The organism is Mesorhizobium sanjuanii (genome assembly GCF_002529485.1).
Classification (GTDB): domain Bacteria; phylum Pseudomonadota; class Alphaproteobacteria; order Rhizobiales; family Rhizobiaceae; genus Mesorhizobium; species Mesorhizobium sanjuanii.
Genome location: NZ_NWQG01000088.1, coordinates 1 through 16,632, shown reverse-complemented (window position 1 = coordinate 16,632; position 16,632 = coordinate 1). Strand labels below are relative to the sequence as shown.

At 62.3% G+C, this 16,632-nt stretch carries 19 protein-coding genes and 1 pseudogene; 4 read left to right on the top strand and 16 right to left on the bottom strand.

Annotation, left to right across the window (positions count from 1 at the left end; translation table 11 throughout):
• The 3 genes from clpA to CN311_RS15085 form a co-directional block, all read right to left on the bottom strand.
• A partial coding sequence (gene clpA / locus CN311_RS15095; RefSeq protein ID WP_097574590.1) for an ATP-dependent Clp protease ATP-binding subunit ClpA occupies nucleotides 1-2,376 on the bottom strand: 2,376 nt, incomplete at its 3' end.
• Nucleotides 2,377-2,382: 6 nt separating this feature from the next.
• Nucleotides 2,383-2,709, bottom strand: coding sequence for an ATP-dependent Clp protease adapter ClpS (clpS, locus tag CN311_RS15090; RefSeq protein ID WP_165779712.1), 327 nt, complete (start codon nucleotides 2,707-2,709; stop codon nucleotides 2,383-2,385).
• A 273-nt stretch (nucleotides 2,710-2,982) separates the two neighbouring features.
• Entirely contained in the window at nucleotides 2,983-3,312 is a 330-nt protein-coding gene (locus tag CN311_RS15085) for a phasin family protein (protein ID WP_097574589.1), read from the bottom strand.
• A 306-nt stretch (nucleotides 3,313-3,618) separates the two neighbouring features.
• Between CN311_RS15085 and CN311_RS15080 the strand changes: the two genes are divergently transcribed.
• Complete coding sequence (locus CN311_RS15080) at nucleotides 3,619-5,004, top strand: D-alanyl-D-alanine carboxypeptidase (protein WP_097574588.1); 1,386 nt, start codon at nucleotides 3,619-3,621, stop codon at nucleotides 5,002-5,004.
• A gap of 45 nt (nucleotides 5,005-5,049) precedes the next feature.
• On the opposite strand, the gene CN311_RS15075 is transcribed toward CN311_RS15080, so the two are convergent.
• From CN311_RS15075 to CN311_RS15060, 4 genes are all read right to left on the bottom strand, one after another.
• Nucleotides 5,050-5,748 (bottom strand): DnaJ domain-containing protein, encoded by a 699-nt coding sequence (locus CN311_RS15075; RefSeq protein ID WP_097574587.1) that lies wholly within the window; start codon nucleotides 5,746-5,748, stop codon nucleotides 5,050-5,052.
• Nucleotides 5,748-6,479 carry a vWA domain-containing protein gene (locus tag CN311_RS15070; RefSeq protein WP_165779710.1) on the bottom strand — a complete coding sequence of 244 codons (732 nt, stop codon included), beginning with the start codon at nucleotides 6,477-6,479 and terminating at the stop codon, nucleotides 5,748-5,750. The genes CN311_RS15075 and CN311_RS15070 overlap by 1 nt, the downstream gene beginning before the upstream one ends.
• 103 nt (nucleotides 6,480-6,582) lie before the next feature.
• Entirely contained in the window at nucleotides 6,583-7,020 is a 438-nt protein-coding gene (locus CN311_RS15065) for a DUF1489 family protein (protein ID WP_097574585.1), read from the bottom strand.
• A 98-nt stretch (nucleotides 7,021-7,118) separates the two neighbouring features.
• A complete protein-coding gene (locus CN311_RS15060; protein ID WP_097574584.1) occupies nucleotides 7,119-8,522 on the bottom strand; it encodes an L-serine ammonia-lyase in 1,404 nt (467 codons plus the stop codon).
• A gap of 159 nt (nucleotides 8,523-8,681) precedes the next feature.
• Between CN311_RS15060 and CN311_RS15055 the strand changes: the two genes are divergently transcribed.
• Nucleotides 8,682-9,437, top strand: coding sequence for a DUF599 domain-containing protein (locus CN311_RS15055; RefSeq protein WP_097574583.1), 756 nt, complete (start codon nucleotides 8,682-8,684; stop codon nucleotides 9,435-9,437).
• On the opposite strand, the gene CN311_RS15050 is transcribed toward CN311_RS15055, so the two are convergent.
• The 6 genes from CN311_RS15050 to CN311_RS15025 form a co-directional block, all read right to left on the bottom strand.
• Nucleotides 9,374-10,177, bottom strand: a complete 804-nt coding sequence (locus CN311_RS15050; RefSeq protein ID WP_097574582.1) for a YdcF family protein — start codon at nucleotides 10,175-10,177, stop codon at nucleotides 9,374-9,376. The genes CN311_RS15055 and CN311_RS15050 overlap by 64 nt on opposite strands.
• Nucleotides 10,178-10,283: 106 nt before the next feature.
• The gene (locus CN311_RS15045) at nucleotides 10,284-11,849 is read right to left on the bottom strand and encodes an amidase (protein ID WP_097574581.1); all 1,566 of its coding nucleotides are present in this window, start codon (nucleotides 11,847-11,849) and stop codon (nucleotides 10,284-10,286) included.
• Nucleotides 11,846-12,307, bottom strand: a complete 462-nt coding sequence (locus CN311_RS15040; RefSeq protein WP_097574580.1) for a GNAT family N-acetyltransferase — start codon at nucleotides 12,305-12,307, stop codon at nucleotides 11,846-11,848. The genes CN311_RS15045 and CN311_RS15040 overlap by 4 nt, the downstream gene beginning before the upstream one ends.
• A 6-nt stretch (nucleotides 12,308-12,313) precedes the next feature.
• Nucleotides 12,314-12,601, bottom strand: coding sequence for an Asp-tRNA(Asn)/Glu-tRNA(Gln) amidotransferase subunit GatC (gene gatC / locus CN311_RS15035; protein WP_097574579.1), 288 nt, complete (start codon nucleotides 12,599-12,601; stop codon nucleotides 12,314-12,316).
• Between the two features lie 89 nt (nucleotides 12,602-12,690).
• On the bottom strand, nucleotides 12,691-13,107 hold the full coding sequence (locus CN311_RS15030) for a hypothetical protein (RefSeq protein WP_097574578.1): 417 nt from the start codon (nucleotides 13,105-13,107) through the stop codon (nucleotides 12,691-12,693).
• A 38-nt stretch (nucleotides 13,108-13,145) separates the two neighbouring features.
• A complete protein-coding gene (locus CN311_RS15025) occupies nucleotides 13,146-13,853 on the bottom strand; it encodes a metal-dependent hydrolase (protein ID WP_097574577.1) in 708 nt (235 codons plus the stop codon).
• Between the two features lie 117 nt (nucleotides 13,854-13,970).
• On the opposite strand from CN311_RS15025, the gene ruvX reads away from it, so the two are divergent.
• Complete coding sequence (gene ruvX, locus CN311_RS15020) at nucleotides 13,971-14,456, top strand: Holliday junction resolvase RuvX (RefSeq protein WP_097574576.1); 486 nt, start codon at nucleotides 13,971-13,973, stop codon at nucleotides 14,454-14,456.
• Here the strand turns inward: ruvX and CN311_RS15015 are convergent.
• Both CN311_RS15015 and CN311_RS15010 read right to left on the bottom strand, forming a co-directional pair.
• Entirely contained in the window at nucleotides 14,423-14,734 is a 312-nt protein-coding gene (locus CN311_RS15015) for a DUF6105 family protein (protein ID WP_097574575.1), read from the bottom strand. The genes ruvX and CN311_RS15015 overlap by 34 nt on opposite strands.
• A complete protein-coding gene (locus tag CN311_RS15010; protein ID WP_097574574.1) occupies nucleotides 14,734-15,294 on the bottom strand; it encodes a hypothetical protein in 561 nt (186 codons plus the stop codon). The genes CN311_RS15015 and CN311_RS15010 overlap by 1 nt, the downstream gene beginning before the upstream one ends.
• Nucleotides 15,295-15,461: 167 nt before the next feature.
• On the opposite strand from CN311_RS15010, the gene CN311_RS15005 reads away from it, so the two are divergent.
• Complete coding sequence (locus tag CN311_RS15005) at nucleotides 15,462-16,400, top strand: AEC family transporter (RefSeq protein WP_097574573.1); 939 nt, start codon at nucleotides 15,462-15,464, stop codon at nucleotides 16,398-16,400.
• Here the strand turns inward: CN311_RS15005 and CN311_RS15000 are convergent.
• A pseudogene (locus CN311_RS15000) lies at nucleotides 16,382-16,632 on the bottom strand (DNA alkylation response protein); the annotation flags it as partial. The gene CN311_RS15005 and the pseudogene CN311_RS15000 sit on opposite strands and share 19 nt — an antisense overlap.

Here is a 16,632-nt window from a genome sequence, read left to right as displayed (position 1 = left end):
GGGCTTCTTCGCTACGGCTTTCTTGGCCTTGGGCGCATCGTCCAGATCTTCCTTCTTCGGCTTGACCGGCGCCTCGTCGGCAAGCGATTCGAGCTTCAGGCCGGTCTCGCCGGTTTCCTTCTTCTCGACGGTGACGCGCACCGTGCCGCCCTTCTTGAGCTTGCCGAACAGCACCTCGTCGGCCAGCGGCTTCTTGATGTGCTCCTGGATGACACGACCGAGCGGTCGCGCGCCCATGCGCTCGTCATAGCCCTTGTCGGCCAGCCAGGCGATCGCGTCGGGCGACAGGTCGAAGGTGACGCCACGCTCGGAAAGCTGGGCCTCGAGCTGCATGACGAACTTCTGCACCACCTGGTGGATGACCGGCACCGGCAGCGATCCGAACGGGATGATCGCATCGAGACGATTGCGGAACTCCGGCGTGAACAGCCGGTTGATCGCCTCGACATCGTCGCCTTCGCGCTTGGTCGAGCCGAAACCGATCGCCGCGCGCTGTGCATCAGATGCACCCGCATTGGTGGTCATGATCAGGATGACATTGCGGAAGTCGATCTGCTTGCCGTTGTGGTCGGTCAGCTTGCCGTGGTCCATGACCTGCAACAGGATGTTGAACAGGTCGGGATGCGCTTTCTCGACCTCGTCCAGCAACAGCACGCAATGCGGATGCTGGTCGACGCCGTCGGTGAGCAGGCCGCCTTGGTCGAAGCCGACATAGCCGGGAGGCGCGCCGATCAGCCGCGAGACGGTGTGGCGCTCCATATATTCCGACATGTCGAAACGGATCAGCTCGACGCCGAGCGAGGCAGCGAGCTGCTTTGCCACTTCGGTCTTGCCGACGCCGGTCGGGCCCGAGAACAGGTAGGAGCCGATCGGCTTTTCCGGTTCGCGCAGGCCGGCGCGCGCCAGCTTGATCGCGGAGGTCAGCGCGGTGATCGCGGTGTCCTGACCGTAGACGACACGCTTCAACTCGACGTCGAGGCCCTGCAGCACCTTCTCGTCGTCGGCCGAAACCGTCTTGGGCGGAATGCGGGCCATGGTCGCGATCGTTGCCTCGATCTCCTTGATGCCGATGGTCTTCTTGCGCTTGGCCTCCGGCACCAGCATCTGCGAGGCGCCGGTCTCGTCGATCACGTCGATCGCCTTGTCCGGCAACTTGCGGTCATTGATGTAGCGTGCCGACAATTCAACCGAGGCCTTGATCGCCTCGCTCGTGTAGCGGACCTTGTGGAACTCCTCGAAATAGGGCTTCAGGCCCTTCATGATCTCGATGGCATCCTCGATGGTCGGCTCGTTGACGTCGATCTTCTGGAAGCGCCGCACCAGCGCGCGGTCCTTCTCGAAGAACTGGCGGAACTCCTTGTAAGTGGTCGAGCCGATGCAGCGGATCGCACCGGACGACAGCGCCGGCTTCAACAGGTTCGACGCATCCATGGCGCCGCCCGATGTGGCCCCTGCCCCGATCACGGTGTGGATTTCGTCGATGAACAACACCGCGCCGGGATAGTCCTCGAGCTCCTTGACGACCTGCTTCAGCCGCTCCTCGAAATCGCCGCGATAGCGGGTGCCGGCCAGCAACGTGCCCATGTCGAGCGCAAAGATGGTGGCGTTGAGCAGCACTTCCGGCACATCGCCCTCGACGATGCGCTTGGCAAGGCCCTCGGCGATCGCCGTCTTGCCGACGCCAGGGTCGCCGACATAGAGCGGGTTGTTCTTGGAGCGTCGGCACAGCACCTGGATGGTGCGGTTGATCTCGCTCTCGCGGCCGATCAGCGGATCGATCTTGCCGGCCTTGGCCTTGTTGTTGAGATTGACGCAATAGGCGGTCAGCGCGTCCTGTTGCTGCTTCTTCTTGCCATTCTCTTCCTGCGGCTCGGCCCCGTTCTGGCCGCCCTGCTCGTCGTCGGCGCCGCGCGGCGTCCGCGCTTCCGAAGCGCCGGGGCGCTTGGCGATGCCGTGCGAGATGTAGTTGACCGCGTCGTAGCGGGTCATCTGCTGTTCCTGCAGGAAATAGGCGGCATGGCTCTCGCGCTCGGCGAAGATGGCAACGAGCACATTGGCGCCCGACACTTCCTCGCGGCCGGACGATTGGACATGGATCACCGCGCGCTGGATGACGCGCTGGAAGCCAGCCGTCGGCTTGGAGTCCTCATCATAACCGGTAACGAGATTGTCGAGCTCGGTGTCGATATAGGTCAGCACCGTATGCTTCAGATCGTCGAGATCGACATTGCAGGCACGCATGACGGCGGCCGCCTCGGTGTCGTCGATGAGCGCGAGCAGCAAATGTTCAAGGGTTGCATATTCATGGTGCCGCTCATTGGCGAGCGTCAGCGCTTGATGAAGCGCCTTTTCCAGGCCTTGGGAGAAAGCCGGCATGTTACCTCACTTCTTCTCCATCACGCATTGCAGCGGATGCTGATTCTGTCGGGCGAAATCCATGACCTGAGACACTTTGGTCTCGGCCACCTCGAATGTATAGACCCCGCACTCGCCCACTCCATGATTGTGAACATGAAGCATGATGCGCGTGGCGGCTTCACGGTCCTTCTGGAAAAAACGCTCCAGCACGTGAACCACGAATTCCATGGGTGTGTAGTCGTCGTTGAGGATGAGGACCCGGTAAAGGCTCGGCTTCTTGGTCTTGGTTTTGGTGCGCGTGATGACGGTCGTACCGCGACCGGCCTCATTGCCGCCGCTGCCGTTTTGCATGCGCGCCACGTCTCTCGTGGCAGTCAAACCGATCGTCACGTAGTCCTGCCTTTTCGAATCCCCATGCGAGTTCGACATGTAGGTGTTCGATGGACGATTTTAAGCCCTTCTGTTTAGCTGACAATATGGCTAGGTGGCCAAACTTGACGGATTTTCGCAATCGTGAAGCCGGCGGAGCCCCTGATTTGAAATTGCCATGAAAAAACCCGGCCGCGCTTCCGCGACCGGGTCTGTCTTACAGGCTCGGGGCCGTCTTCACATCATACAGACAAATTACTTCGCCTTTGCGACGATCGATTCAAACGGCTTGTAGGCTTCCTTGGCGAGTTCGGCGTAGAGATCGCCGATCTTCGTCGCTTCGGTGACGAAGGATTCGTAGGACTGCTTGGCGTAGTCGGACTGGATTTCGATCGCCTTCTCCAGCGACTTGGCCGAGAAAAGCTTCTCGACTGCGGCGCTGCCGGCCTCGAAGCTCTTCTTGGTGTATTCGCCCGCTTCGGCGGCAATGGCCTGAGCGCCCTTGGAAAGCGACGCAAAGCTCTTCAAGCCGGTGTCGGCAAACTCTTTGCCGTATTTGCTGAAATCTTCATAGGTCTGGGCCATTTCACGCACTCCCTTGATGACGGCCTTTGGCGGCCGCCCTCGAATGATGGGCGCCTATCCGGCCACGTTGTGCAATGCACGTCATATATTGTGCGCTGCACAAAAGTCAAGATTTGGCCAAAATCGGCGGCGCCTCCAAACCGCGGCGGCTAAGATTCGAATAAAGAGAAGCTCAATCCCGAAGAAAATGGTGAACGCGGCGGTTACCATAAACGGATTGGTAACGCTGGCCGCGTTAGCGTGGCCGGAAGTGAGGCAGGAACCTTTGCCGCCTCCAGGGCAACAAAAAATTCAAAGGAATTATCGGTGCGTCAGGCGTTGTCGGGCATTCTTTCCAAATCCGCGTCCTCTCTGAAAACGATCATGATCCTCGCTTTGGCGATGACACTGGTCGTTGCCGAGGCCGCTTCGTCGCAGGCGGCCAAGTCGGCTGCCATCGTCATCGACGCCAAGACCGGCAAGGTGCTTTACTCCTCGGATGCCGACGGTCGGCGCTATCCCGCCTCGCTCACCAAGATGATGACGCTTTACCTGACCTTCGAGGCGATGGCGAAGGGCAAGATCGCCAAGAATTCTCGAGTCGTTTTCTCAGCGCGTGCCGCAGCCGAACCGCCGACGAAACTAGGCGTTCGGCCCGGCGGGGTGGTCACGGTCGAGACCGCGATCCTGTCGATGGTGACCAAGTCGGCGAACGACTCGGCGACGGCGATTGGCGAACTCCTCGGCGGCAATGAAGCCAATTTCGCCCGTATGATGACGGCCAAGGCCCGGGCGCTGGGCATGAAGTCCACCGTTTTCCGCAATGCCAACGGCTTACCGGATCCAGGCCAGTTCACGACCGCGCGCGACATGGCCATGCTCGGCATCGCGCTAAGAGAGCATTTTCCCCAGTATTACGGCTATTTCTCGCAGCGCTCTTTCCTGTACGGCCGCAGGCGTATCAATGGCCATAACCGGCTGCTCGGTCGCATCAAGGGCGTCGACGGCATCAAGACGGGTTACACGCGGGCCTCCGGCTACAATCTCGTCTCCTCGGTCTCCGATGGCGATCGCCGCATCGTGGCGGTGGTCATGGGCGGAAGTTCAGGCGGCAGCCGCGACAACCGGATGGCCGGGTTGATCAACACCTACATGCCAAAGGCGTCGTCGCGCGGCAGCGGCGTGCTGATCGCCAAGGCTGGTGGCGGCAATCCGATCACGGCACTGGCCAAGGTGTTTTTGCCCAAGCACGACGCGCCGACGCCGGACGAAAAGCCGGACAATGATGCCATTGCCGCTCTTGTTGAGGAAAACGCGCCCGTCGTCGAGGAGACCACTCCCGTCGTCCAGACCAGAAAGGTCAAGACCGTGGCCGTGGCCACAGCGGACGACATAGCGACGGCCCGGGTTGCCGCGGCCTATGGCGACGCGGAGGCGGTCGATCCCGTCAATACCGCATCGGTGCCCTCGGGCTGGGCAATACAGGTCGCTTCTTCGCCAAAGCGGTCCGAAGCCCAGGCTTTCCTCGACAAGACGTCGAAGCAGGCCCCCTCGATCCTCGCCGATGCATCCGGTTTCACCGTCGCTTTCGACAAGGATGGCGTCACCTACTACCGCGCCAGGTTTGGCGGCTTCGGTTCGAAGAACGCCGCCTGGAAAGCCTGCGGCGCCCTGAAGAAAAAGAAGATCGAGTGCTACGCCGTCCAGCAATAGGCGGCGTGGAAGAACGCCTCCCGGGAAATTCCGCGTCGAAGGAGACTAATTGTGATTGGAGAGCAAGACATCCTTGGCTTCGTTGATCCGCGCCGCAAGGAAAGACGTGCCACCGATATCGGGGTGCAGGCGCTGCATCAGGCGGCGGTGCGCCTTGCGGACATCCGCCGCGGCGGCCCCCGCTTCAAGACCAAGGATCTTGTAGGCCTCCTCCTTAGTCATGGCGCCCGCACCTGGCGCAACACCCAACCCATCGCCACCATTCGCCTCAGCGTCTTTGCGCCAGACGGGAAATCTGCTGTCAAGATACGTCTCTAGCAGTTGGCGGCTCTCCGGGTCGCCGGAAAGTTCGCGGTAAAGCTGCTGCAATTCGGCAAGCGCCATGGCGCCGAGCATCTTGCCTTCATGGCGGCCGGCCAACACGAGGCCTTCCAGGCCGCCGGTATCGTGGTCGAGTTCCATTTCGAGAGCCGCGGTGCGCACCGTCGAATGCTTGCCCGGCGACAACTTCGTTGGCGACCGTTTCATCCGCATGGAGCCGTACCAGGCGAGCGCCGCCGACAGGATCAAACCGCCAATGCCTTGGCGTCCGACCAGAAGCACGGCGACCCCGACCAGCGCCAGCAGGACGGGCCCAACCGTCCTCATCCCGCTTGCGAGTTTCGCCGGGTCGGCGCGCAGGAAGATCATAGCCGCGCCGAGAAGCACCAAAAGCAATGCTACCAATCCGATAATCGCGCCCATTATTTCCTGCCGCCCCGCAGATGCTCGATCATCAGCCGGTCTTCCGGCCTGCCCCTGGCTTCCAGTGCCGTCAGCCCTCCGGCCGCAAACACGGCAACCGCCGAAAGCAGGCTCGCCAAGGTCGCGGCGGCCCGCCGATCAAATCGGAACCATGCCCCTTTGGATAACCGCGCGATCTCCTTGAAGGCCTTTTCTGCGCCGGTATCATGCCCCTCCTGAAAGACGAAGACGGGAACGCCATGCAGGCCGAGGCTGCCGGCTTTGGCGGCAAGGTCGTCGACATTTTCTTCCATGGCGTCGCCGATATAGACCAGCGCATTGACCTTTGAGGCCGCCGTCTGTTTCAGCGCATGGGCAAGCACCTTGCCGATCTGGGTATGGCCGCTACGGCATTCTATTCGCGTCATCAGCTGCTTCAGCGCATCCGTATTGGTCACGAACGCGGACGAGCGGCACTCGCCCAGGCCGCGAAAATAGACCAGTTGAACCTTGAGCGCCCCGGCCTTGCCGACGGCGTCGAACATCTCGCCCTGCAGCGCACAGGCGAGATCCCAGGTGGGCTGGCGGCTCATTGTGGCGTCGAGAGCAAGGATCAGCCTGCCCGAACCAGTTGAGGACGCGGCGAGCGTCCTTGCCTGACGGACAAATGCGTCGATTTCGCCGGTGCTCGATTGAGGCTTGACCGGTGCAGGATCGGCCCTTGCGGGCACGGGTTGCTTCTTGTCGCTCATGCGATTCAAGATGTGGCGTTGCCGCACCGCTTGCAAGTCCAACATGATGAGACTTGGAGGGCCAGCAATCAAGACAATCGGCCTCGGACTTGGCGCATTCGCCTCAGAGCAGGCCGAGGTCGGCTAGCTCGCGCCTGAGTTTCGGCGGTATCTCGAAGAGCCCGGCCATGCCCTTGCCAAGATCGGCCGGTGCATCGGCCGGTTTCAGGTAGCGCCAGCCCTGAAAGGCGCGGCGCGGCTGCCAGTCGGTACGCACGACCTCAGGATCCAGGATCAGGTGACAGCGGCCGATGCCTTCGTTGTCAGTGAAGGGCCGGATTTCGGTGATCAACTGACGGCACTGGACATTGCCTTTGATCACCCAGTAGAGCGAGCCGCCATCGGTGACCTCGGCGCCGCGCGTCGGCACCATGCGGGTGGTGTGGTATTGCTCGACCGGTTCGCAGGCGCGCCGCCGCTCGTCAAGGCGGAAGGCGATCCACTCCTCCAGATCCTCGACGCTGTCGCAGCCGACGCAGAGCTTTATGAGATTGAGAGACATCGCCTAAGGTTTAGTCCGGCAGGCGAACACGTCAACGGCCCTGCCCGACTTCTCCACAGTGCCAATCCCCAGACGCCAAGCCTGGCGCTCAGTGGGTTTCAGCACTCCACCACATTGACGGCCAGTCCGCCAAGGCTGGTTTCCTTGTATTTCTCGTTCATGTCGAGGCCGGTCTGGCGCATGGTCTCGATCGCCGCGTCGAGCGGCACGAAATGAGTGCCATCGCCCTTGATGGCCAGCGAGGCGGCGGTCACCGCCTTGACCGCGCCCAGCGCATTGCGTTCGATGCACGGCACCTGGACCAGCCCGCCGACCGGATCGCAGGTCATGCCGAGATGATGTTCGAGCGCGATCTCGGCCGCGTTCTCGACCTGCTCGGGCGTGCCGCCCATGACCGCGCACAGACCGGCCGCCGCCATTGCCGAGGCTGAACCGACCTCGCCCTGGCAGCCGACTTCGGCGCCCGAGATCGAGGCGTTGGTCTTGATGATGCCGCCGACCGCCGCAGCCGTCAGCAGGAAATCGCGGATACTCGGCTGATCGGCTTCGGGATGGAAATGCAGCCAGTAGCGCAGCACCGCGGGCAGCGTTCCGGCGGCGCCATTGGTCGGCGCGGTGACGACGCGCCCGCCGGCGGCGTTCTCCTCGTTGACCGCCATGGCGTAGATCGACAGCCAGTCATTGGCGAGCAAGGGATTGGGCCGGTTCTGCTGCCACTGCTCCTGCAGCTTGTCATGCAATTGCCGCGCTCGACGGCGCACCTTAAGCCCGCCCGGCATGATGCCATCCTGCGACAGGCCACGGTCAATACAACGCTTCATGGCGATCCAGATGCCATCGAGGCCGGCATCGAGCTCCTCGCGCGACATCTGCGTCTCCTCGTTGACGCGCTTCATGTCGGCGATGGAAAGCCCGCTTTTCGCCGCCATCGACAGCATCTGGACGGCGTTCTTGAAGGGATAAGGCACTTTCTTGCCTTCCGTCGTCACCGAGTCCTTGGCCTTCATCCGCTGCAGCTCTTCCTCGGAAACCACGAAGCCGCCGCCGATCGAATAATAGATGCGCCTGAGCAGCAGCCGGTCATCGGCGTCATAGGCCGAGAAAGCCATGCCATTGGCGTGGCCGGTGAGCGGCGTCTTGCGATCCAGCACCAGGTCCGTGGCCGGGTCAAAGCGATAGGATGGATGACCGGGCGGCGAAATCCGCTTCTCGGCAGCGATGCGGGCGACAACGCCGTCGGCCTGGTCGGGATCGACGGTCTGCGGCGTCTCGCCGGCAAGGCCGAGCACCACCGCGCGGTCGGACCCATGGCCGATACCAGTGTAGGCAAGCGAACCGTGCAGGCTAGCCACGATGCGATCGACCTTGGCGCCGGCCGGACGCGGCCAGTCGTCTCCCGCGGCTTCGTCGAGAAACCGCCGCGCGGCCGTCATCGGCCCCATCGTGTGCGAGCTTGATGGTCCGATGCCGATCTTGAACAGGTCGAAAACCGAAAGGAACACGCGGCACCGTCTCCGTGATCAATCCACATATAGGAATTCTCATGATGTTTCCGCTCTTTTGAAAATCGCGGCGCAGCGCCTGCCGACCTTGTTTGCTCCGCCAGCGACATGACTGCGATGATCGAGGCGACGGGCTCTGCTTGTGGTAAAAGGACGTGCATGGGCGATTCCTTCCATCTGTCGACGGCCGACCTCGCCGCACTGGCCTTCTTCCTCATCGTGTGGGTGCTGCACACGCTCGCCTCCGACGGAAGACTGGTCCGCCGCGTGTCGCTGACGACAGCGATGAACGCCCAGCGCGAAGCCTGGATGCGGACCATGGCCGAGCGCGAGATCCGCATCGTCGACACCGCCATCATGAGCGGGCTGCAACAGGGAACCGCCTTCTTCGCCTCAAGCTCGCTGATTGCCCTGGGGGGCTGTTTTGCCTTGCTGGGCGCCTCCGACCAGGTCGTTTCGGTGCTGAGCGACTTGCCGCTGGGCGGCGCGCCGTCGCGCGCGGCCTTTCAGATAAAGGTGTTCGGACTGGTGCTGATCCTGGCCTTTGCCTTCTTCAAGTTCGGCTGGGCCTACCGGCTGTTCAACTATTGCTCGATCCTGATCGGCGCCGTGCCGATCCCGCATGGCGAGGCCTCGCGCAACCCGGTGACCGAAACGGCCGTGTGGCGAGCAGCGCGTATGAACATGCTGGCCGGAAAGCACTTCAATTCCGGTCTGCGCGGCGTGTTCTTCTCGATCGGTTATCTCGGCTGGTTCGTCGACCCGATGGTGTTCGTGCTGTCGACGTTGCTGCTTCTGGCTGTGCTGGTCCGCCGCCAGTTCTTTTCCGCCGCGCGGCAGGCGGTGATCGGTCAGCCGCCTGGCCCGTCAGCCGGTCCGGGGAAAAGCCGATCGATCCGGCCCGACAGCCAATAAGCCATCAGCCCGATCCATTCACGGACCGCGGTGGTGGTGACCTCCAGCCCGTTGTAGGGGGGGAATGTGCCGATGCTTTCCGTGCCGGAGGTCATGTAGTCGACCGGCCACGGAACGGTCGGAAAGCCGGCCTTGTCGAACAGCGCCGTGGCGCGCGGCATATGGAAGGCCGAAGTCACCAGCAGCCAGGTCTCGCCGGGTTTCGGTGCGACCAGTTGCCTGGTAAAGATCGCATTCTCATAGGTGTTGCGGGATTTGTTCTCGAGGATCAGCCGATCGGCTGTCACGCCAAGCGCCGTGAGCAGGCGCGGCCCGGAGTCTGCATCGCCCTCACCTTTGATTACCATTTCAACGGTGCCACCGGAGATGGCGATTTTTGCTGTCGGAAAACGCCGCGCCAGCACGGCCGCCTGAACGATCCGGTCGCCGGCGCCGTTAATTTCATAGCCGCCACGCACGGCATTGATGGCACTCTCCAAACCGCCGCCCAGCACGATGATACCGTCGACCCTTTCTGGCAGAGGTGGTCTGGGGAAGCGGTCCTCCAGCGGACTGATCATTATCGCGCCGAGTTCCGTCCATGTCGAAAGCACAAGAATGAGAACGGCAAGGACACTGCCGGCGGTCGCCAATCCTCGCCGGCCGAACATCGCCGCCACCAGCCCCGCCAGCAACAGGAAGATCGCAAAATTCAACGGCTGGACAAAGAACCAGAGAAATTTGGAAAGATAAAAGAACATCCCTCACTCCCAATGTATGTCACCCAAAACGCAGCGGGATAACGACATACATAAGCTTGAGCTAAAGCTCTGCGCATCATTCAAACGCGATGCCCAAGGGACGATACTACCACCACTTTTCCGGCTGAAAGGTGCCGGCCGCCCGTTCGATGACATGGGCGGTCTGGAACAAGGTTTCCTCGTCGAAAGGCCGGCCGATCAGCTGAAGGCCGAGCGGCAGGCCCTTGGCGTCGAGGCCGGCCGGCACGGCGATGCCCGGCAGTCCGGCCATGTTCACCGTCACGGTGAAAATGTCGTTGAGGTACATCTTGACCGGGTCGGCGGCCATGTCCTCGTCGGCGATGCCAAAAGCCGCTGACGGCGTCGCCGGTGTCAGGATGACGTCGACGCCCGCCGCGAACACGGTCTCGAAATCCCGCTTGATGAGGTTTCTCACCTTCTGCGCCTGCAGATAGTAGGCATCGTAGTAGCCGGCCGACAGCACATAGGTGCCGATCATGATGCGGCGTTTGACCTCGCGGCCGAAGCCGGCGGCCCGGGTCTTCTCATACATGTCGACAATGTCCTTGCCTGGCACGCGCAGGCCATAGCGGACGCCATCATAGCGGGCGAGGTTCGACGAGGCTTCGGCGGGCGCCACGATATAATAGGCCGGCAAGGCATATTTCGTGTGCGGCAAGGAAATGTCGACGATCTCGGCGCCGGCATCCCTGAGCCAGGCAATACCCTTCTGCCACAGCGCCTCGATCTCTTCGGGCATACCGTCGACACGATATTCCCGCGGGATGCCGACCTTCATGCCCTTGACCGGTTTGCCGATCGCCGCCTCGTAGTCCGGCACCGGCCTGTCGACCGAGGTGGTGTCCTTCGGATCGACCGAGGCCATGGATTTTAGCAGGATCGCGGCGTCGCGCACGTCGCGGGCGATCGGCCCGGCCTGGTCGAGCGACGACGCGAACGCGACGATGCCCCAGCGCGAGCAGCGGCCATAGGTCGGCTTGATGCCGACCGTGCCGGTGAAGGCGGCGGGCTGGCGGATCGAGCCGCCGGTGTCGGTGGCAGTGGCGCCCGCGCACAGGAACGCCGAGACGGCCGAGGCCGAACCGCCGGACGAACCGCCCGGCACGAGCTGGGCATTGTCCAGCGTGCGCGCGGTCCTGGTGCCGCCGGCCGAGACGAAACCGCCATCACCCTGATGCGTGGTCGGCATCACCACCGTGTCGAGGCGCGAACGCCGCCACGGATTGACGACCGGACCATAGTAGGACGTCTCGTTGGATGAGCCCATGGCGAACTCGTCCATGTTGAGCTTGCCCAGCATGACGGCGCCGTCGGACCACAGATTGGCGGTGACGGTCGATTCGTAGCGCGGCTTGAACCCGTCCAGCACGTGGCTGCAGGCTTGGGTATGAATGCCCTCGGTGCCGAACAGGTCCTTGATCCCGAGCGGTATGCCTTCGAGCGAACCGCCCTCGCCCTTGGCCAGTTTCGCGTCCGAGATCTTGGCCATGCCGCGCGCCTTGTCGTCGGTGACCGCGACATAGGCGTTGAGCGCCGGATTGGCCCGCTCGATCGCCGAGAGATAGGCGTCGGTGATCTCGGTTGCGGTGATTTCCTTGGCGCGCAGCTTGGCGCGGGCCTGCGAAATCGTGAGTTGCGTCAGGTCGCTCATCGGGCAAGGCTCTTTTCGTAAAACACCGACCACTCGGTATCAGGGTAATCCAGAACTGGGCCGCAGCGCGAGAAACCGGCGCGTTCGTAGACAGTCCAGGCGGCCGGATGGCGGTCGCCGGTCTCCAGGACCAGGCGCTTCAGCCCTTCGCTGCGCGCCAACGCCTCGACCCGCTCGACGATTTTCGCGCCGATCTTCCGGCCGCGATGCGAGGGACGCGTATACATGCGCTTGACTTCGCCAATGACGCCATCGTGGCGTTTGAGTGCGCCACAGCCTATTGCCAAGCCGTTGTCGCGGGCGATGAAGACGGTCGTATTCTCGTCGGCCATCTGCTCGACGGTCATGTGGTAGCAATGCTCCGGCGGCGTCAGTTCTAGCAGCGTGGTGTTGAGCTCGTCGATCAGCCCCCGCACATCGTCCTGCAATGGCGTCTCGATGGCGATCTCGATTGCCATCGGCCGCTACTCCACGACCTTCGGAACGAGGAAGAAATTCTCTTCGGTCGCTGGTGCATTGGCGACGATGTCGGCCGCCTTGTTGCCGTCGGTGACGACGTCCTGGCGTTTCTTCATCTCCATCGGGATGACCGACGTCATCGGCTCGACGCCGGAAACGTCGACTTCGTTCAACTGCTCGACAAAACCGAGGATGGCATTCAACTCGCCGGTCATGCGCTCGGCATCCTCCTCGCTCACCGCAATGCGGGCGAGACGCGCGACGCGCTTCACAGTCTTGACATCAACGGACATATTTGTCGCCTCGGGAAAACCAGGTCGCGCTATAGCGGCGTGGCGCGTGCCGCGCAACATGCATCATGCCGACAACGCGGCCGGAACGTCTATGGCAGCGCCACGCCGTCGCAGAGGAAATAGCTGCCGCTGTTGCCGCTCGCCTCGCTTTCGTCCTCGACGGGCCGGACCGAAACCAGATCGACCTGCTTCGCGTTCATTTGCGTGACCGACAAGACGTCCGGAAAGAGATAGCCCGGCTCCTGGCAAATCGCGGTCACCGCCCAGCTCGGCGAACGTGTCGCCTTGGTGATCTCAAGGAATTCGCAATTGTATTCGATGCTTTCCAGGCCGCGGGACGACAGCACGAGGTTTCCGGCTTCGATCACCGTCTGCAGCGTATCCTTCTTGGCTTGGGCACAAAGCTCCTCGGATTGGAGATAGACACCCTCGATGAAATCCTCCGCGGCCGGCGCAGGCGACGCCGCAACCAGCATCGAAATGCAAAGAGAACTCCTCAAGACCATGTTTTCATTCCATTTTGCTATCTTCTACTCGGTATCTCCTACAAGGTAATCGTCTCGCCGATCTTCGGCAATGCCACTTTCACATCCGATCCGTCCATTCCGGCCACGAACTTTTCGGCGGTCTGGTCGATGATCGGAAACGTGCCGAAGTGACTGGGAATGACCGTATCGAAGTCGAAGAAGCGCCGGCAGGCAAGGGCCGCCACCGCGCCGCCCATGGTGAAGCGGTCGCCGATCGGCACGATGCCGATCTTGGGCTCGTGCAATTCGTTGATCAGCGCCATGTCGGAAAAAATGTCGGTGTCGCCCATATGGTAGAGCGTCTTGTCTTCCGGAAAATGCAGGACGAGCCCGCCCGGATTGCCGAGGTAGGTGTTCTGGCCATTGTCGCCCGGGAACGACGAGGAATGCAGTGCCTGGACGAGGGTGGTGGTGAAACCGCCGCAATCGACAGTGCCGCCTATATTGCCGGGGTTGATCTTCTTGTCGTTGACGCCCTTGCCGACCAGGTACATGCAGATTTCGAAATTGGCGACCAGCATGGCGCCACTTTTCCCGAGCACTTCCAGCGCACCGCTGACGTGATCGCTGTGGCCGTGCGTCAACAACACATGCGTGACCCCTTCCGCGGGCCCTTCCCAACCACCGGTCCAGGACGGATTGCCGATCAGATAGGGGTCGATGAGGATTTTCGCGTCCGCGGTCTCGATGCGGAATGCCGAATGGCCGTACCAGGTCAGTTTCATCAATGCTTTCCTCGATTTTTGCTTCGGTAGAGGATAGAACGCCGACGGCAAAGTTAAAGTGCCGCTGCGTCCTCTGCGCGCACAGGACGCACCGCGCCATGATCAAAAGGAAAGCGGTTGAGCGTCATCACGATCGAGGAATTACCGGCGCGGCTCGGCGGCGGCAAGACGCTGGCCGGGCTCGATCTCGGCGACAAGACGATCGGCGTGGCGGTTTCCGACCGGGGTTTTTCCTTCGCTCATCCGCGCCCCGTCATCATGCGCCGGAAATTCTCGCTCGATGCCGCCGCTCTCCTCGCCTTGCTGCAGAAGGAGAATGCCGGGGCCGTGGTGCTTGGCCTGCCGGTCAACATGGACGGGTCGGAAGGACCCCGCGCCCAGAAATCCCGCGCCTTCGTCCGCAACATGGCTGGCCTAACCGACCTGCCTTTCGTTTTTTGGGACGAGCGGCTGTCGACGGTGGCGGCCGAGCGGACATTGATCGAGATGGATTTTTCGCGCCGCAAACGCGCCAGCAAGATCGATTCGGCCGCTGCGGCCTTTATCCTGCAGGGCGCTCTCGACCGGCTTCAGACACTCGGCGTCGATGCCTGGTCGAAATAGCGCTCGCGCATTGTCCTGATCCAGCCGGCGATCGCCCGGCGCCGGCGAAACGCCCAAAACGCCATCAAGAGCAGCCCGTCGAGCACGCAGGCCTTCGCCACCATGCCGGGAATGACGGCCGGATCGACGCCAAGCATCTGCCCGTAAAGCTGGAAGACGAGATCATGCAATTGCCGGCTGAGCATGACATAGCCGAAATTGATGTCGTTGAGCGACAGGAAGAACCAGCCCCAGAATAGAGCGAGCGGAGCAACCCATAGTGCGAACAGATAGCGCATCAGCGGCCATTCCTCGGTTTGGCGTCCGATCGACCGGAGATGCGCGAGAGCAAGGAACTGTGCGCCGCGTCCTTCGCCATCAGATGCGCGGCGGCGCGGATATCGGCTCTGGCCGGCACCGCCACGGCGAAGGCCGAGCGCCGCTCCGCAAGCATGGCGACATAGGAGGCCAGAAGCGCGGCCAGCTGCACCGCGACGGCCATGAACAACCCGTTGATGCCTTGCGCGGCGCCGCCGATCAGAACGAGCGACAACACGGCGGAGGCCGAGATGAAGGCGGTCCGCACGACGCTGTCGACGGCTCGCGGATCTGGCGCGCCGCTGATCAGGGTCTCTACGAAGGCCCAGCAAAACAGCATCGCAACAACGAGCAGTGCAACGGCGAGCGGCGCTACTACGACGGCGTTTTCGAGATCGACGAAATGGGCATTTTGAATGGCGACGCCCAACACGCCGAGCGCCGCCGCGACGCCGCGATTTCCGTCAATGCAGATGAACGCCAGCAGGGCGAAAGCCACTGCCCAGTGCAAGGCCAGAAAGGAGGTCAATATATACCGCATGGCGTTCCTGCTTTGGTAAACAGGACAGTGGGCTTTGAGGCCCGCCACCGCAATGGAAACCATTTGTTAAGGTTAACGGCCATCCACAGGCGCACGACAGCGCCGGTCCTGGCGCTTTACACGCCGGCAATGCCTGCTATGGCACGGTCTCCCTCCGAGACGCCTTCATGCAAGCCACGTTCGAAAGCATCCTGCCGATTTTCCTGCTTATCCTGTGCGGGAATATTTTGCGGCGCCTCAACGCGGTCGATCCCGCCGGCTGGGACGGCATCAATCGGCTGGGCTACTGGTTCTTCTATCCGTCACTGATCTTCGTGACGATCGTAAACGCCGATTTCAGCGGCCTGCAGCTGGATGCCATGATGTTGGCGCTGGCTGTCACCTTGCCCTTGATGTTCGCACTCGTGCTGTCGCTGTGGCCGCTCCTGCGCAAGGCCGGACTGGCCGGGGCGGCCGAATTCTCCTCGATTTTCCAGACGTCGATCCGCTGGAACGGTTTCATGGCGCTTGCCATTGCCCAAAAACTGTTTCCGCCCGCCGGCATGGCCGTCGTCGCGCTGGTAATGGCGATCATCATCCTTCCAATCAATCTGATGACGGTTTTCGTGGTTACGCGCTTTGCCGACAGGACGGCCAACTGGCCGACGCTGATGCGCCGCATGGCGACCAATCCAATGGTGATTGCGGCCGCAGGAGGTCTTCTGCTGCGCGTGATGCCCTTCGAACTTTTTGCGCCGCTCAACAAGACGCTTCAGCTGATTGGCCAGGCCGCGCTCGGGCTTGGCCTAGTCGGCATTGGTGCGGGCCTGAGGCTCGACAGCCTGGTCAAGCCCAGGATCGCTGTCCTCGTCCCGGTCGCGGTCAAGCTGGTGGTATTTCCGGCGCTGCTGTTGGCGATGTCCATCTTGCTGGGCGTCACCGGCGAGGAATTGCTGTTTCTCATCCTGTGCGGCGCCGTGCCGACCGCCATGAATGGCTATGTGCTGGCAAGGCAGATGGGCGGCGACGCCGAGCTTTACGCCACGGTGACCACGCTGCAGACGCTTCTGTCCTTCGCGACCATCCCGGTTGCACTGCTGTTGGCGGCTCAGTTCGTCGGCGGATAGAGCGTGTCGATGATCATCCGGGCATCGTGGCGCGAATCGAGCATGCCATAGGTGTTGCGCCACTGGCCGGCCAGCCGCGTTTCGACGAAAGCATCGGCGATCCGCCCTGCTCCCAGCCGGCGCAGCTCCGCCGCCGCCGCCGACAGCGCCAGTTGCTCCGTCAGCAGCCGCGCCGAGCCCTCGTCGGTTGCCGCCACCTGCATCGCCGCCCTGAGTACGCCGACGGTGCCAC

Coding starts and splice junctions, on each gene's coding strand:
- CN311_RS15065 (WP_097574585.1), bottom strand. CDS start 7,020: ATGTCTCTCAATCTCATAAAGCTCTGCGTCGGCTGCGACAGCGTCGAG.
- gatC (WP_097574579.1), bottom strand. CDS start 12,601: ATGTCCGTTGATGTCAAGACTGTGAAGCGCGTCGCGCGTCTCGCCCGC.
- CN311_RS15010 (WP_097574574.1), bottom strand. CDS start 15,294: ATGCGGTATATATTGACCTCCTTTCTGGCCTTGCACTGGGCAGTGGCT.
- CN311_RS15040 (WP_097574580.1), bottom strand. CDS start 12,307: ATGGCAATCGAGATCGCCATCGAGACGCCATTGCAGGACGATGTGCGG.
- CN311_RS15050 (WP_097574582.1), bottom strand. CDS start 10,177: ATGTTCTTTTATCTTTCCAAATTTCTCTGGTTCTTTGTCCAGCCGTTG.
- CN311_RS15075 (WP_097574587.1), bottom strand. CDS start 5,748: ATGGGCGCGATTATCGGATTGGTAGCATTGCTTTTGGTGCTTCTCGGC.
- CN311_RS15025 (WP_097574577.1), bottom strand. CDS start 13,853: ATGAAACTGACCTGGTACGGCCATTCGGCATTCCGCATCGAGACCGCG.
- CN311_RS15015 (WP_097574575.1), bottom strand. CDS start 14,734: ATGCGCTATCTGTTCGCACTATGGGTTGCTCCGCTCGCTCTATTCTGG.
- CN311_RS15030 (WP_097574578.1), bottom strand. CDS start 13,107: ATGGTCTTGAGGAGTTCTCTTTGCATTTCGATGCTGGTTGCGGCGTCG.
- CN311_RS15045 (WP_097574581.1), bottom strand. CDS start 11,849: ATGAGCGACCTGACGCAACTCACGATTTCGCAGGCCCGCGCCAAGCTG.
- CN311_RS15070 (WP_165779710.1), bottom strand. CDS start 6,479: ATGAGCGACAAGAAGCAACCCGTGCCCGCAAGGGCCGATCCTGCACCG.
- CN311_RS15005 (WP_097574573.1), top strand. CDS start 15,462: ATGCAAGCCACGTTCGAAAGCATCCTGCCGATTTTCCTGCTTATCCTG.
- CN311_RS15055 (WP_097574583.1), top strand. CDS start 8,682: ATGGGCGATTCCTTCCATCTGTCGACGGCCGACCTCGCCGCACTGGCC.
- CN311_RS15085 (WP_097574589.1), bottom strand. CDS start 3,312: ATGGCCCAGACCTATGAAGATTTCAGCAAATACGGCAAAGAGTTTGCC.
- clpS (WP_165779712.1), bottom strand. CDS start 2,709: ATGCAAAACGGCAGCGGCGGCAATGAGGCCGGTCGCGGTACGACCGTC.